Raw genomic sequence first — 13,962 nt, forward strand, 5'->3', positions numbered from 1 at the left:
ACCCGGGGTTGACGGCAGAGTCGACGACACCTGACGGGCGGGGTCACCGCGCGGTCACCGCAGGGTCGCCCGCCCGCAACCGCGCATTCATCCGATCTCCGTACCGTGATCGGCTGCCGAGCGTTGCGATTCGCTCGGCGGTGCGGGCGATGCCTGCACCTCGGAAGAACACTGGAGATCTGCGTGAACGACATCACCGGCGCGACTGACACGCGCCACCGCTCGCGACACCGCGCGACGCGACTCGCCGGCGGCACCCTCGGAGCGCTCGTGCTCCTCGTGGGCGTCGGCACCACCGCCGCCGCACCGGCGCAGGCGGCCTCGTACCCCGACACCTTCCTCGACACCGCGTCGACCGTCTGGAGCTACTCCGACGACGCGAGCGACCCGGCCGCCGGTTCCGCCGATCGCCTGGTCTGGACGCAGGGCGGCTTCGACGACAGCGCATGGAAGACCGCGAACGGCAGCTTCGGCGCGAAGAACGGTCGCGCGACCGGCATCGGCCCGTACACCGCGAAGACCCTGCTCAACCAGTACATCGACGGCAGCGCGGCACCCGATGTGCCGACGTATCACTTCCGTTCGGACTTCGAGTTGACCGGTGAGCAGCTCGACGGACTCGACAGCCTCCAGGGCAGCATCGTGTACGACGACGCCGTGCAGGTCTTCGTGAACGGCACCAAGGTCGCCGGCTTCGTCGACGAGCAGGTCGAGGCGGCGCCGGAGGCGTCACGCAACCAGATGTACGCCGGCGCCAGCAACGGCGATCCGCTCACCTCCACGTTCACCGTCCCGGCGAGCGCACTCGTCGCCGGCGAGAACACCGTCGCGGTCGCGCTCCACCAGGATCGGGCCACGAGCTCGGACATCTACTTCGACCTGACCTCGCTCGCCCCGGTCGCAGCCGACGAACCCGTGTCGATCTCCGACGTCGTCCTCACGATCGGCGCCGATGAGAGCGAACGCGGCATCACCTGGTACAGCGACCGCGATGTCGCCCAGGTCGCTCAGGTCGCACCGGCGTCCGCGATGACCGGTGACGCCTTCCCCGAGGCGTCGGCGGTGAACGTGCCGGGTGTCGGCGGCGTCACGACGAGTGGTGAGTTCAACCACTTCGCGACGATCACGGGACTCGCCGAGAGCACCGGTTACGTCTACCGGGTCGGCAGTGACGACAACGGCTGGTCGGAGGTCTCGGCGTTCACGACCAAGTCCTTCTCCGGCGACTACGACTTCCTCTTCGTCGGGGACCCGCAGATCGGAGCCTCCGGGAACGTGGCGGACGACCAGGCCGGCTGGGCCGACACCCTGGACGTCGCACAGGCCGCCTACCCCGATGCGGAACTGCTGTTCTCAGCGGGTGACCAGGTCGAGCGCGCCGGCAACGAGGACCACTACAACGCCTTCCTCGCCCCCGAGCAGCTCCGCACCATGCCGCTCGTGCCCGTCAACGGCAACCACGACGTCGGCTCGAAGGCCTACGAGCAGCACTACAACGTGCCGAACCTGGACCCCACCGCCGGCGCGGCGACCTCCGGTACCTCCTCGGGCGGCGACTACTGGTTCTCCTACAAGGACGTCCTGTTCATGGTGATCAATTCGAACAGCAGCGACTACGACTCGCACGCCGCGTTCCTCGAGCAGGTCGTCGCCGAGCAGGGTGCGTCCGCGAAGTGGAAGGTGCTCGCGTTCCACCACTCGATCTACTCGGTGGCGGCGCACACGAACGACACGCAGATCGTGGACATGCGGGCGAAGCTGCCGTCGATCATCTCCGACCTCGGCGTCGACCTCGTCCTCCAGGGACACGACCACAGCTACACGCGCAGCTACCTCATCAAGGACGGCGAGCTCGCGAACCCGGACGAGACCGCCGCACAGGGCACCGTCACCGCGGGCCCAGGCGAGGTCCTCTACGTCACCGCAAACTCCGCGAGCGGGTCGAAGTACTACGACGTCAAGGCGCCCGACGCCTGGTTCGCCTCGGTCATCAACCAGGAGTACACGCGCAACTACTCGAACATCCGGGTGACCGACGACTCCATCACGATCACGACGCTCCGGAGCGAGGCCAACAGTGCGGCCCGGGCGGCGGTGAACAGCGTCGTGGACGAGGTGACCCTGCAGCGCGAGGACACCGTCGCGCCGCAGCTCGTGCTGCCTGAGACCGAGACCACGGTGGAGCAGGGCGCTGCGTTCGACGCGCTCGCCGGCGTCACGGCGACGGATACGCGCGACGGCGACCTGACCGCGGCGATCACCGTCTCAGGATCGGTCGACACGATGACGCCGGGCACCTACGCCCTGAGCTACGCGGTGTCCGACGCCGCCAGCAACACGGCGACGGCGAGCCGCTCGGTCACGGTCACCGCTGCCCCCGCCGTTCCCGGCACACCGGGCGCCGGCAGCGGGACGGGTCCAGGATCCCCGACGCCGGTCGCGTCCGGCTCCGACCCGCTCGCGAACACGGGCGCGGAGATCGGCGGGATCGTCGCGATCGCGTTCATGCTCCTGTTGGGCGGCGCGCTGACGCTGCTGCAGCGTCGGGCCCGCGCGCGTCGCGAGGGCTGACCTCGGGCGGGTGCCCCGTCGTCCATGGTCGTCCGCGACCCGACGGCGGGGCACCTCTGCTTCCGCGTCCGGCCCCGGTCGGTCATCTCGTCATCGCCTGCACGATCGGATCCCACATGTCGTCCACCCGCACGCGCCCATCGCGCGTCGCCCGCTTCCACTCCGCAGCCGTCTTCGCGCTCGCACTCGCACTGACCGGGTGCTCCGGAACCGGTGGAACCGACGGGGTCCTGACGGCGCCGACCGGTCGGACCGACGCTGCGCCGTCGGTGCCGGGCGCGACGAGCACGCCCGAGCCCGCCTCATGGGCCGACGCCGTCGCACCGGAGGGGTTCACGGTCACCGTCGTGACCGCAGTGCCCCCGGGCACCGACCCCGAGATCGACGCCGCGGTGGACGCCATCGGCGCGCGAACCGGCGCGGCCGTCAGCAGGACGGTGGTGCCTCCCGGTGGCGCCGACACGGGAGATCCCCTCACGGACGTGCTCGCCGGCTCCCCCGACCTCGTGGTCGTGCTCGGCCTGGAGCTGCTCGACGTCGCCGACCGCTCCTCGGCGTCCAATCTCGGGCAGCAGTTCCTCATCATCGGCGCACAATTGCCGGAGCCGACGGCGAACGTCACCGCGGTGGTCTGGCCGGGTGCGACCGCGCGACGTGCCGACGAGCCCCGTGCGGCGCCGAACGGCTTGCCGGGGGTCGCCGCGCATGCGGGTGACGCCATCCAGGCTGGCCTCGCGGCACTGATCGCCGACGCGACGGGCGGGGTGATCGTCCTCCCGTGAGCAGGTGGGACGGGGAGGGTGGCGACCATCGTCGCACAAGACATGAACGCTGAACATATCTTTCATATCAGACTGATATACTGATCCTTCATCGTGAGCTGAGCTCCGTTCGCCGGAAGTCCGTCCGCGCCGTGGCGAGAGCCATGGTCTTCGACCAGCTCCCCCATCGAAGGAATCTCATGACCCCTCTGTCACTCGTCCAACCCGACCCAGGCGTCGGTGCCGCTCCGCCGCGGAGACGGGCGCCCGTGCTCCGCTCCATCGCCGCGCTGGCGATCGGCGCCGTCGCGGCGATCGCCAATGCCACGCCAGCGCATGCCGCAGACGTCACGTTCGCCGATGCCAACCTCAACTACTGCGTCCAACAGGCGCTCGGGCTCCCATCCGGGACGCCCATCTCCGAGGAGCAGGCTGCCACGGTGACCACACTCCGCTGCGGCACGACCGTCCAGTCGCTTGTCGGCATCGAGTCACTCACCAACCTCACGTCACTCTCACTCACCCGCGCACCGCTCTCCGCCGGCGTCGAGCCGCTCGCGTCCCTCGCATCGCTCACGAGCCTGTCGCTCACCGGAGCATCGAGTCTCGACCTGTCGGTCATCGCCGGGATGACACAGCTCACATCGCTCAACATCCAGTCCTCGCCACTGACCGAGCTGTCGCCGCTCGCCTCGATGGTGAACCTCACGAGCCTCGGACTCAACGACGTCGGAGCCAGCGATCTGAGCCCACTCAGCGGTCTTTCCGGCTTGGAGGCCCTCTCCGTCAAGGGGAACCGGCTGACCACGCTGGCACCGCTGTCGACACTCACCGCACTGCACTCGCTCGAGGCGGCGTCCAACCAGATCTCCGACGTCTCGCCGGTGGCGAGCTTGACGAGACTGCAGCACCTGAACCTGCTCTCCAACCAGATCGAGGACGTCACGCCGATCCAAGGCCTCACGAACCTCCGCACCCTGAACCTGCAACTCAACCGCGTGTCCGACGCCGGCCCGTTGAGCACCCTGACGAGGTTGACCTCCCTGGCGCTCGACGACAACCGGATCACCGACCTCTCGCCCTTCATCCCGCTCACCGCGCTCCAGGTGCTCACGATCAACGACAACCTGATCGAGGACGCCACACCGCTCCGCGAACTGGTCCACATCGAGACCCTCGAGTTGTCCGGGAACCGCATCTCCTCCATCGCACCGCTCGCCGGCCTGGTCGCGACGAACTACGTCCGCCTGGACCGCCAGGTGATCGCGCTCCCCGAGATCGCCGTCGGCGCACCACAGGAGAACCCGATCCGGTCGCTCGACGGAACCCCGGCGCCCGTCACCTCGGCCACCGCGCAGTACGACTCCGCGAGCAACACCTGGACGTTCGCAGCGGTCGGCAACAACTCCCTCGCATGGACGGTCCGCGACCTCGGCATCGGCTCGTACTCCGCATTCTCGGGGCGGATCACCCAGCGCTCGGTCGCGACGGTCGGGTCGCTCGAACTCGAGCAGTCCATGGCGCTCGAGGAGACCGGCACCCACCCCGCCCCCGGCGACACGGTGACGCACACGTACACCCTCCGGAACACGGGCACGGCGACGGTCTCCGACGTCTCGATCACCGACACCACTCCCGGCCTCTCCGGATTCAGCTTCGACTGGCCCGCGGCCGAGCGCGTCCTCGCGCCGGGACAGGTCGCGACGGCGACGGCGACGAGCGCGCTGACGCAGACCGACATCGATGCCATGCGCCTCGAAAGCTCCGCCACCGCCACTGGAGCCGCGGCAACCTCGCCGGTGGTCTCGAACGAAGCGGCCGCGAACCTCCCGATCGACGGACTGAACGAGATCAGTGTGGCCATCACGGCGGACACCACGTCCGTCGGCGAACCGGCGGCGGTCGGCGACCCCATCGGCTACGCCATCATCGCGGCGAACACCGGCACGCGGACCCTCACCGGCACCGCGATCACCGCGTCGCTCCCGGAACTCTCCGAGTTCGTCGTCGAGTGGCCGGGCGCAGCGGGCGTCCTCGCTCCGGGTGAGCAGGTCCGCGTCACGACCGGGTACGCCATCACGGCGGCGGACATCGAGCTCGGGTCGGTCACGAACGTGGCGACCGCGCGAGGGACCGGGCCTGACAGCGTCGACGTCGACAGCAGCGCCTCCGTGTCCGCCGAACTGAGCAGCACGATCGTCACGCCGGACCCGGACCCGACCCCGGATCCCACGCCGACCCCGGAGCCCTCCCAGTCGCCCGCTCCGGGAACGGTCGCCCCGGCACCCGGTGCGACCACCGGTGACCTCGCGAAGACCGGCGTCGAAAGCGGCGCGCTCGCCGGACTCACCCTCGGTGCACTGCTCCTGTTCGGTGTCGGCACCGCGGTGCTCGCGGAGACGCGCCGGCGGTCACGCGCCGCAGCAGGCGCTGAGCGGAACGCGTAGACGCATCAGCTGGTGCAGCGGAGGGCGGGTTGTCGACAACCCGCCCTCCGCTGTGTTCCCGGAGCGACTCCGCTCGTCGGCTTGATCGCCGAACGGCCGCCCAAGCTCGAATCCCGATCAGGCCTTCGGATCAGGCCTTCGGGATGAGCGGGATGACGTCGCGGCTCGGCGGAACGACCTCGCCGCTCTTGCTGCCACCGATGACCTTGCCCTCCGGGCGGTCGTAGACGAGGTCGAACTCGGTCTCATCAGTGCGCACCCAGGCGCCGATCCAGCCGGTCGCCGTCTCACCGGCCGGTGTCGCCTGCAGGAGTGAGTACCCGGCCGACGCCATGGGAGCCTTCAGCTCGTCGGGCGTTCCGAGGCCGAGCGTGACGTAGTCGAGGTTGACGGCACGGGTGGTGACGGAGACCCGGTGCGGGAAGACGCTGCCGCCGTACTCGTCGCCGGCTTCGAGTCGGACCTGGACGAGCATCGGACGCAGGCCGTCGGTGGTGCCTGCAGGCGCCGGGAAGTCGTCGACGATCGCGAGGGCGGTCACCGTGGTGCCGTCGACATCGTCGGTGAGGGTGTGCTCCTGCAGCGGAGTGCTCGGTGGCTGCGACACGGACGGCGTCGGCGAGGCGGAGGATCGGTCCGCATCCGACGAGGAGCCGGTGGAGCAACCGGCGAGGGCGAGGGCGGCGACCGCGAATGCTGCGGCCAGGGTCGTTCGACGAGAACTGATGCGCATGACTCAATCCTGTCAGACACGCCCAGGTGCGATCCGTCGCCGGATGGTCGGGCGCGGGCGACGCGGGCGCACGGAACGGCCATGTGGCGCTGCAGTCCCGTGCGACCACGATGCACGCGTTCGATCCAGCCCCTCAGACAGCGCCACCGAAATAGACCTCGACCTCCTGGACGGTTCCGTCCACGACACGAGTCGCTTCCAGGTTGCGGTACGTCTTCCCTTGCACGACGTACTCGTAGCGGTGGAGGACGATGTCGTCGGTCTCGACGATCTGGAGCGTCACGCCCGGGGTGTCGAAATGGTCGGCGGTCGGGAAGCAACGCTCGAGCCAGGTCGCTCGGTCGAGGTGGTCGTCCTGCGGGCTGGTGAAGACGAAGTCCGCATGCATGAGCGCCTCGGCAGCATCCCGATCCTGCTCGCGGAACGCCCGCATGAACGCCAGAACCGTGTCGATCGCCGATGAACGCATGCGGTGATCCTACGCGCGGGCATGGCGCTGCGGTTGGGGAAGATGTCCGCGTGGGCCCTTCGACACTTTCAGGGACCGGCTGCCGGCGTTTCGACCCCTGCGCCGGTCGCGGGGCCCGCTTGAACCTCCCGCGACGCTCTTCGATCGCCGAGGAGACTCGGTCCCTGAGCTTGTCGAAGGGCACCCCGAGCAAGCATCAACTGTGGGATAAATTCCCAGATCAGGATCTGATTCTTTGGCCCTTCGGGTGTCAGTGGTCCGTGTTTGGATGGACCCATGACCAGCACCGCACCGAACCCCCTCACCGCCGCCGCGGTCGGGTTCGATGCGGTCTGGCAGAGCGCGCTCGATGCGATCCGTCCAGGCGTCGGTGTCGCGGAGCAGCTCGAGAACATGAACGATGAGGCGATCCTCCGCGTCCTCGACGAGCTCGGTGCCGTGCAGCATGCGGTCGAGGTCCTCGCCGCACGCGTCACCGGCGCGATCGCCCTGCGCCCGTCGCCTTCCCGCCGCGACGGCACCCTGGTGCGCGCCGCCGGTTATGCGAACCCGGGTGTCATGCTCGCCGAGCGGTGGCGGGTGGCGCGCGCCCGCGGCGCGGCGATCGCGGAGGTCGGTGCCGCCATCACGCAGCCGCGCGGGTTGCTCGGCGAGCTGGAGGAATGTCCGTTCCCCGCAGTCGCGGCAGCACTCGAACCGACCCACGATCTCGACGCCACAACCGAAGCAACCGCCGACCCACACTCCGCCATGGCGGAAGATGACCCGCACGACCACGGCGCCCTCGGCAGCCCACGCTCACCCCTCAGCGTCGACGGTGCCGCGGTCATCGTCCGCGAGCTCCGCAGCGCGGGCCGCATCTGCACCAGAAGCGAACTCGAGACGGCGTCGGTCATCGCCATCGAGCACGCCGCCCACGCGCCCCTGCAGGACGTCACCCGCATCGCCAAACTCGTCCGCACCCGCCTCGACCAAGACGGCCGCGAACCCCGCGACGAACTCCTCCGCCGCGCAGAACGCTGCACCATCCACGAACTCCCCACCGGCATGACCCTCCTCCGCGCCGAACTCGCCCCCGAAAGCGCCGCCTTCATCCGCGCCGGCCTCGACGCCCTCATCGGCGCCACCACCCGCAAACCCCACTTCACCGACCCCGAGCAGCCGTCCGACACCGACGCCCCGACGACTCCGGTCACCCCATGCCCCACGGGCCCACCCTCATCCCCATCGACCGACGACGCGCCATCGCCCTCACCGAGACCTTCCGCCACCTCGCCGGCTGCAGTGGCGCCGCCACCGAACTCACCCCCGTCACCGTCATCATCCGCACCGACCGAGACACCCTCGAAACCGGTCTCGGCACCGCCACCATCGACGGCATCGACGAACCCATCGGAGCTGGCGCCCTCCGCCGCCTCGCCGCGGACGCGAACCTCATCCCCATGATCCTCGGCGGCCCATCCCAAGTCCTCGACCTCGGCACCAGCACCCGCCTGTTCACCCGCGGACAGAAACTCGCCCTCGCCGAACGCGACGGCGGCTGCGCCTGGACCGGCTGCACCCACCCACCATCCTTCACCGAAGCCCACCACATCACCTGGTGGTCACAAGGCGGCCCCACCAACCTCGACAACGGGGTACTCCTCTGCCCCTTCCACCACCACCGCATCCACGACGACCACTGGAGCATCACCATCCAAAACGGTGTCCCCTGGTTCATCCCACCCAGCCACATCGACCGCCACCAAACCCCCATCCGAGGCGGACGCATCCACCTCGCCGCCTGAACCAAGGCACCCGCCTGCCCTTCGACAAGCTCAGGGACCGAAACCGGAACCAGCACGCGTCGACGCCGCATGGGCACCGCTCCCCATCGCGGGTGGACAGCCGACCTCGGTACCGTGATGGACGAGCCGACGGTCGCGCGGGTGCCGTGTGTTCAGCTGCGCGTCGCGACCGACACCCGAAGAGGAGCACACATGATCATCTGGACCCGCTGGGGCATCGTCGTCTTCCTGATCTTCGGGCTGTCCGTCGGCGCCGGCTTCCTCATCAAGGCGGTCGTCTCCCCCGACGGCGGATCGGCGCAGTCCGGGGTGTTCGTCGGCATCGGCTTCCTGCTCGGCGCCGTCGCGTGCTGGGCCTTCGGGAAGTTCGCGCTGGCGAAGCTTGATGCACCGCGGCCGGTCGTCGTGTGGCAGCAGCTCGCGCAGCCGTACGTCAACGAGCACGGCATCACCGTGAAGCAGGAGGCCGTGCCCGTGCGCCACCCGCAGACCGGCGAGCAGCTCTACAGCCGCCCGAGCTCCACACTCTTCTTCATCCCCGTCCGCTTCTGGGCGTACGTCATCGCCGCGCTGGGTATCGTCACGATCGTCGTGAACGTGGTGCGCGGCTGACGCTCAGCCCTGGCGACCCTTCCACCGCGGGTTCTGCCGAACACCCAGCCACGGCGGCGGACGATCTGCGACCCCGGCCTGTCCTCGAGCGACTGGAGTGATGCGCGGACCTTCCTGGTGACGTCCTGGCGATCACGATGCGTGCTACCTTGTTGAGAACAATTCTCAACAGAACGCACTGTAGACCCATCGACCAGGAGAACCCGCCGTGACCACGCCTCGCATCCCGCTGACCGTCACGCTCGTGCTCGGCACCTGTCCGCCGGAGCGTCGCACCGTGGCCCGACAGATCGCCGGTCGATCCGCGGCGCTCGTCACGATCGAGCGGCAGGGCGAGGCTGAAAGCGCCCACCCTGACATCGACGACGCGATCGACGCCGTTGCACGACACCCGCTCGCTCCCCGGCACCTCGTCCTCGATTGCGGGAGCACGGTCCGCCCGGTCGACGCGGTCTCCGCCGTCCTCGGGCACCGCGACACGGCCGTCTTGGATGCCGTCGTGACGGTCGTCGACGCAGCCCATCTCCTGCACGACCTCCAGGACGACGAGTGGGTCACCCACGACGAGGACGGCGACACGGCATACACCGCACGGTCGATGATCACCGTGGAGCAGCTTGAGTACGCGGACACCATCGCCGTCGCCGGCCGACGCGGCGTGACGCACGAACGACTCGCGGTGCTCCTCGCTCTCCTCAGCCACCTGAACCCGACGGCGCTGACGCGGATGGTCGAGCCGGTCGCGGCCCGGCCACGGGCCACACCCGGCACTCCGGCGACCGCGAGCAACCGCGAGCCGCTCGCGCGCTACCGCGACTCCCCGTTCGAACTGGACCGTTTCAGCACGTCCCCCGGGTGGATAGCGATGCTGAACGGCGAACACCGGCCATGGGTGGATCACGACCGCGTGACCACCCTGCGGTTCGACAGCCCCCGACCGATGCACCCGGAACGACTCCTCGCGTGCTTCGACGGACCGATCGAGGCGGGGCGGTTCGGCCGGCTCATCCGTACGGCGGGGTTCCTCATCCTCGCGACGCGCGCCTCCCGCGTCGGCGTCCTGCAGCACGTCGGCTCGATGATCGATCTGGAACCCACATCGTTCGAGACGAACGACCCTGGCGCACCGCTCGGCCAGGAGCTCGTCGTCACCGGGATCGACCTCGACGAGCCCGCCGTCACCGCCGCCTTGCACGACTGCACGCTGACGGACGAGGAACTCCTCGCCGGGCCGGCGGCGTGGGCGCACTACCCGGACGCCTTCACGCCATGGAGCACCACCCGCGAGCACTGAGCAGCAGGCCCGCCAACTGCCCGAAACGGTTCGGATCTCGGTCGATTTCGTGCAGGTTCGGGCGACTCAGTGGATCCGCGCGCTCACCCACTCCTCGCGCACGAACCGCACGAACTGCTCGACGGCCGGCGACACCGCCCGGGCACGGCTGGTGGCGACACCGATCACCCGGACCGCCTCGTCGTCGAGCGGGACGAGCACGACGCCCTCCATGCTCGTGGAATCGGGGAGAACGGCGATCCCGACCCCGGCGCGCACGAGACCACGGAGCGTCGACAGCTCGGACACCTCCATCGTCACCCGGGGCACGACGCCGTGCCTCGCGAAGTACGCGTCCGCGATCTGCCGGAGCCCCGAGTCCGTCGTCATCGCGAGGAACTCCGTCTGCTCGAGATCGGACGCCGCCAACGACGTTCGGTCGGCGAACGCATGCCCGACCGGCACGCCCAGCGCGAGCCGCTCGGAGGTGAGCGGACGCCACTCGATCTCCGGATCACGCGGTTCCGGGCTGAGGAAGGCGACGTCGGCCGAGCCGGAGCGGAGCGCGTCCAGCACACTGTCGGCCTTCCCACCGTCGAGGACGAACCGGATGTCCGGCAGCAGCTGGCGGTACTCGCTCACGATGCGCGGGATGAGCCAGCCGCCGAGGGACGAGACGTAGGCGATGGACACGAGACCGGCCGAGGGGTCTCGGAGCTCGTCGATCCGCGACTGCGCGTTGTCGAGCTCGGTCTGCGCACGGAGCGCGTGCACGAGGAGGATCTCGCCGTAGCGGTTGAGTTCGAGCCGGCTGCGGTGACGGTCGAACAACTCGACCCCGGCGTCCGCCTCGAGCCGACCGATCGCCCGCGTCAGCGTCGACTGGGAGATACCGAGCGCCTCAGCGGCGTACGGGACGTGACCGTCTTCGGCGAGCGCCCGAAGGTACGCGAGTTCGTCGATCCTCATGCCCTCATGATGCCGCACCGGCGAGCCCGGCTGGGGCGGCACCTCGACAAGCTCGGTGACCGGGGAGCCGCTCGGCGACGGGATGAGTTCGGCGACCGGGGCGCGCTAGCGTGGTGCAGTGATCCGCAGACCGCGACCGAGCCAGGCGGCGACCGGCGCCCTCCTCGTCCTGGCCGGACTCGTCTGTCAGGAGCTCGGCGCATCGATCGCGGTCACGCTGTTCCCGCAGGTCGGTCCGATCGGCATGGTGACGCTGCGCCTCGTGTTCGCCGCGCTCATCCTGCTGGCCGTCGCCCGCCCATCCCTGGGCGGACACCCGAGGAGCGCCTGGGTGTCGGCGGTCGGTTTCGGAGTCGTCCTCGCCACGATGAACGTCTGCTTCTACCTGGCTCTGGACCGCATCCCGCTCGGTCCGGCGGTGACCCTCGAGATCCTCGGCCCACTGGCGCTCAGCGTCATCGCGGGTCGTCGATGGACGAGCGCGCTCTGGGCGGGCGTCGCCCTCGTCGGCGTCCTCCTCCTCGGCGGGGTGCTCCTCCACAGCGGACCGACGGCCGCACTCGATCCGATCGGCGTCGTCCTCGCGCTCGCCGCCGGCGCCCTCTGGATCGGCTACATCCTGCTGTCGGCGCGGACCGGGACGGAGTTCCCCGGCCTGAACGGTCTGGCGATCGCCGCCGCCATCGGGGCTCTCGTGACCATCCCGCTCGCCGCGACGACCGCCGGCACCGCGCTGTTCGATCCCGTCATCCTCCTGCTCGGCCTGGGCGTCGCCGCGCTCTCGTCTGCTGTGCCGTACGCGCTGGAGTTCGTAGCCCTCCGACGACTCAGCGCTGCGACCTTCGCGATCCTGCTCGCATCCGCGCCGGCCATCGCCGCGATCGCCGGACTTCTCGTGCTCGGTCAGGAGCTCACGACACCGCAGTGGCTCGGCATCGCCTGCGTGGTCGGTGCGGGCATCGGCGCCGTGCTCTCAGCCCGACGGGGTCCCTCACCCGAGGTGCAGCCGAGCATCGCGCCGAGCTGATCGTCAGGTCAGGACGCGGAGAAGCGGGCGTGCACCCGGGAGGACACGGTGATGTCCTCCGGCTTGAGGTCGAGGGCGGTGTCGCCGGCAGGAGCCGCGGCCCCGCGCATCATCGGTGCCGCGGCCTGACTCGACGGCGAGCGGGTGTCGTCGCCCAGCATGCCGGGTTCCGCCAGGGCGACCGGCCGCACGGCGCCGAGCCCGAGGCTCCTGGCGTAGGCGGTCGCGCGGTCCACGGCGTCGCGGACGGCGTTGTGCTGAGCCTCGGCCGTGATGCGGTGCTTCGTCGCATCGGTGAGCGCCCAGGTGACACCCGTCACCGTGACGCCGTCCTGGGTCGCGATCTCCTCGGCCCAGCGGGCCAATGCCTGCAGGTCGGCGAACTTGACCTCGAGCGCGACCGTCGCGTGGTGCACGAGCGGCAACTGCTTCCCGTCCTTGTTCCACGGCCGCTCGCTCCACACCCGCAAGCGATCGGCCGACCACCAGGTCACGGCCGACTGTGCGCGGAACTGCTCCGCCGCCTGACTGAGCGCACGGTGCAGTGCGGTGGTGTGGGAGACGACGGGCTCACGTTCCGGCCCCTGGAACCCCGCCGAGATGAGGACGGTCCCACGTTCGGCCGGGTGGTGGTAGTCGAAGCGGCCCTCGACGGTGATGATCGTTTCACTCATACCCGGCACTCTATCCCGCGACGGCGGCTACGCTCTGGACCATGACGGACGGCGGAACCTGGGCGGATCGACGACATGGACGACGGGGGAACGAGTACGGTCCAGCCAGTCGGGGACTCCCGCCGGGCGATGTGGAGACCGTCGCGAAGTACCTCAAGGAGCGCGTCTACGCGACCTTCACCGGCCTCGCGATCGTCCTCGTGCTGGCGGCGAACGTGGAGCACCACGACGCGCCCGACGCGCTCTTCTCGCTCGTCATCGGCGTGGTCGGCATCACCCTCGCCGGCCTGGTCGCCGAGATGATCGCGCACCTCGCCGCCCACGGTGCGTTCCCCGACGAGCGCGGGTGGCACTCCATGCTCCGGATCGCCTGGGGCTCGCTGCTCACCGTCGCGACCCCCACCATCCTGCTCGTGCTCGCCGTGTTCGACGTCATGGAGGTCGAGACCTCCCTCCGCGTGTCCGCGATCGTCTACCTCGTCACCCTCGGGCTCAGCGGTTGGTTCGCCGTCCGCCGCGCACGGCTGTCCGTCTGGCAGCAGCTCATCGCGCTCGCGGCCCTCGTGCTCCTGGGGGTCCTCGTCATCGGCGTGCAGGTCCTGGCCCACGGCTGAATCGCGGACGCGGGCTCGGCCCCGT

At 69.8% G+C, this 13,962-nt stretch carries 13 protein-coding genes; 8 read left to right on the forward strand and 5 right to left on the reverse strand.

All coding sequences use genetic code 11. The features are described 5' to 3' along the window. The first annotated feature begins 183 nt into the window (after window positions 1-183). The 3 genes from BWO91_RS18505 to BWO91_RS18515 all read left to right on the forward strand — a co-directional run bounded on the left by BWO91_RS18505 (window position 184) and on the right by BWO91_RS18515 (window position 5,779). Window positions 184-2,571: an immunoglobulin-like domain-containing protein gene (locus tag BWO91_RS18505; protein WP_079003619.1), complete on the forward strand. Its 2,388-nt coding sequence runs from the start codon at window positions 184-186 to the stop codon at window positions 2,569-2,571. A gap of 116 nt (window positions 2,572-2,687) precedes the next feature. Continuing rightward, the gene (locus BWO91_RS18510) at window positions 2,688-3,353 is read left to right on the forward strand and encodes a hypothetical protein (protein WP_079003620.1); all 666 of its coding nucleotides are present in this window, start codon (window positions 2,688-2,690) and stop codon (window positions 3,351-3,353) included. A 179-nt stretch (window positions 3,354-3,532) separates the two neighbouring features. Further along, on the forward strand, window positions 3,533-5,779 hold the full coding sequence (locus BWO91_RS18515; RefSeq protein ID WP_153303550.1) for a DUF7507 domain-containing protein: 2,247 nt from the start codon (window positions 3,533-3,535) through the stop codon (window positions 5,777-5,779). A 130-nt stretch (window positions 5,780-5,909) separates the two neighbouring features. On the opposite strand, the gene BWO91_RS18520 is transcribed toward BWO91_RS18515, so the two are convergent. The 3 genes from BWO91_RS18520 to BWO91_RS20505 all read right to left on the reverse strand — a co-directional run bounded on the left by BWO91_RS18520 (window position 5,910) and on the right by BWO91_RS20505 (window position 8,124). Next, the gene (locus tag BWO91_RS18520; protein WP_079003622.1) at window positions 5,910-6,512 is read right to left on the reverse strand and encodes a hypothetical protein; all 603 of its coding nucleotides are present in this window, start codon (window positions 6,510-6,512) and stop codon (window positions 5,910-5,912) included. 133 nt (window positions 6,513-6,645) lie between these two features. Further along, window positions 6,646-6,981, reverse strand: a complete 336-nt coding sequence (locus tag BWO91_RS18525) for a nuclear transport factor 2 family protein (protein WP_079003623.1) — start codon at window positions 6,979-6,981, stop codon at window positions 6,646-6,648. A gap of 798 nt (window positions 6,982-7,779) precedes the next feature. Then, window positions 7,780-8,124: a hypothetical protein gene (locus tag BWO91_RS20505; RefSeq protein ID WP_079003624.1), complete on the reverse strand. Its 345-nt coding sequence runs from the start codon at window positions 8,122-8,124 to the stop codon at window positions 7,780-7,782. 56 nt (window positions 8,125-8,180) lie between these two features. Here BWO91_RS20505 and BWO91_RS20450 point away from each other — a divergent pair, with 56 nt between their 5' ends. The 3 genes from BWO91_RS20450 to BWO91_RS18545 all read left to right on the forward strand — a co-directional run bounded on the left by BWO91_RS20450 (window position 8,181) and on the right by BWO91_RS18545 (window position 10,674). Next, on the forward strand, window positions 8,181-8,768 hold the full coding sequence (locus BWO91_RS20450) for an HNH endonuclease signature motif containing protein (RefSeq protein ID WP_079003625.1): 588 nt from the start codon (window positions 8,181-8,183) through the stop codon (window positions 8,766-8,768). A 192-nt stretch (window positions 8,769-8,960) separates the two neighbouring features. Further along, complete coding sequence (locus BWO91_RS18540) at window positions 8,961-9,380, forward strand: hypothetical protein (protein WP_153303552.1); 420 nt, start codon at window positions 8,961-8,963, stop codon at window positions 9,378-9,380. Between the two features lie 208 nt (window positions 9,381-9,588). Then, window positions 9,589-10,674 (forward strand): GTP-binding protein, encoded by a 1,086-nt coding sequence (locus tag BWO91_RS18545; protein ID WP_079003627.1) that lies wholly within the window; start codon window positions 9,589-9,591, stop codon window positions 10,672-10,674. Window positions 10,675-10,740: 66 nt separating this feature from the next. Here BWO91_RS18545 and BWO91_RS18550 read toward each other — a convergent pair whose 3' ends face one another. Beyond that, window positions 10,741-11,622, reverse strand: coding sequence for a LysR family transcriptional regulator (locus BWO91_RS18550; RefSeq protein WP_079003628.1), 882 nt, complete (start codon window positions 11,620-11,622; stop codon window positions 10,741-10,743). A gap of 118 nt (window positions 11,623-11,740) precedes the next feature. Here BWO91_RS18550 and BWO91_RS18555 point away from each other — a divergent pair, with 118 nt between their 5' ends. After that, window positions 11,741-12,649, forward strand: coding sequence for an EamA family transporter (locus tag BWO91_RS18555; RefSeq protein ID WP_240555589.1), 909 nt, complete (start codon window positions 11,741-11,743; stop codon window positions 12,647-12,649). A gap of 8 nt (window positions 12,650-12,657) precedes the next feature. Here BWO91_RS18555 and BWO91_RS18560 read toward each other — a convergent pair whose 3' ends face one another. After that, the gene (locus BWO91_RS18560) at window positions 12,658-13,323 is read right to left on the reverse strand and encodes an SIMPL domain-containing protein (protein WP_079003629.1); all 666 of its coding nucleotides are present in this window, start codon (window positions 13,321-13,323) and stop codon (window positions 12,658-12,660) included. 41 nt (window positions 13,324-13,364) lie between these two features. On the opposite strand from BWO91_RS18560, the gene BWO91_RS20345 reads away from it, so the two are divergent. Next, entirely contained in the window at window positions 13,365-13,937 is a 573-nt protein-coding gene (locus BWO91_RS20345) for a hypothetical protein (protein ID WP_139205383.1), read from the forward strand. Window positions 13,938-13,962: the final 25 nt, after the last annotated feature.

Origin of the sequence: Plantibacter flavus, assembly GCF_002024505.1 — a bacterium.
GTDB lineage: Bacteria > Actinomycetota > Actinomycetes > Actinomycetales > Microbacteriaceae > Plantibacter > Plantibacter flavus_A.

What these genes read in the sequence shown, in the direction of transcription:
- BWO91_RS18510 (WP_079003620.1), top strand. Translation starts at nt 2,688, where the DNA reads ATGTCGTCCACCCGCACGCGCCCATCGCGCGTCGCCCGCTTCCACTCC.
- BWO91_RS18515 (WP_153303550.1), top strand. Translation starts at nt 3,533, where the DNA reads ATGACCCCTCTGTCACTCGTCCAACCCGACCCAGGCGTCGGTGCCGCT.
- BWO91_RS18520 (WP_079003622.1), bottom strand. Translation starts at nt 6,512, where the DNA reads ATGCGCATCAGTTCTCGTCGAACGACCCTGGCCGCAGCATTCGCGGTC.
- BWO91_RS18525 (WP_079003623.1), bottom strand. Translation starts at nt 6,981, where the DNA reads ATGCGTTCATCGGCGATCGACACGGTTCTGGCGTTCATGCGGGCGTTC.
- BWO91_RS20450 (WP_079003625.1), top strand. Translation starts at nt 8,181, where the DNA reads ATGCCCCACGGGCCCACCCTCATCCCCATCGACCGACGACGCGCCATC.
- BWO91_RS18540 (WP_153303552.1), top strand. Translation starts at nt 8,961, where the DNA reads ATGATCATCTGGACCCGCTGGGGCATCGTCGTCTTCCTGATCTTCGGG.
- BWO91_RS18550 (WP_079003628.1), bottom strand. Translation starts at nt 11,622, where the DNA reads ATGAGGATCGACGAACTCGCGTACCTTCGGGCGCTCGCCGAAGACGGT.
- BWO91_RS18560 (WP_079003629.1), bottom strand. Translation starts at nt 13,323, where the DNA reads ATGAGTGAAACGATCATCACCGTCGAGGGCCGCTTCGACTACCACCAC.
- BWO91_RS20345 (WP_139205383.1), top strand. Translation starts at nt 13,365, where the DNA reads ATGACGGACGGCGGAACCTGGGCGGATCGACGACATGGACGACGGGGG.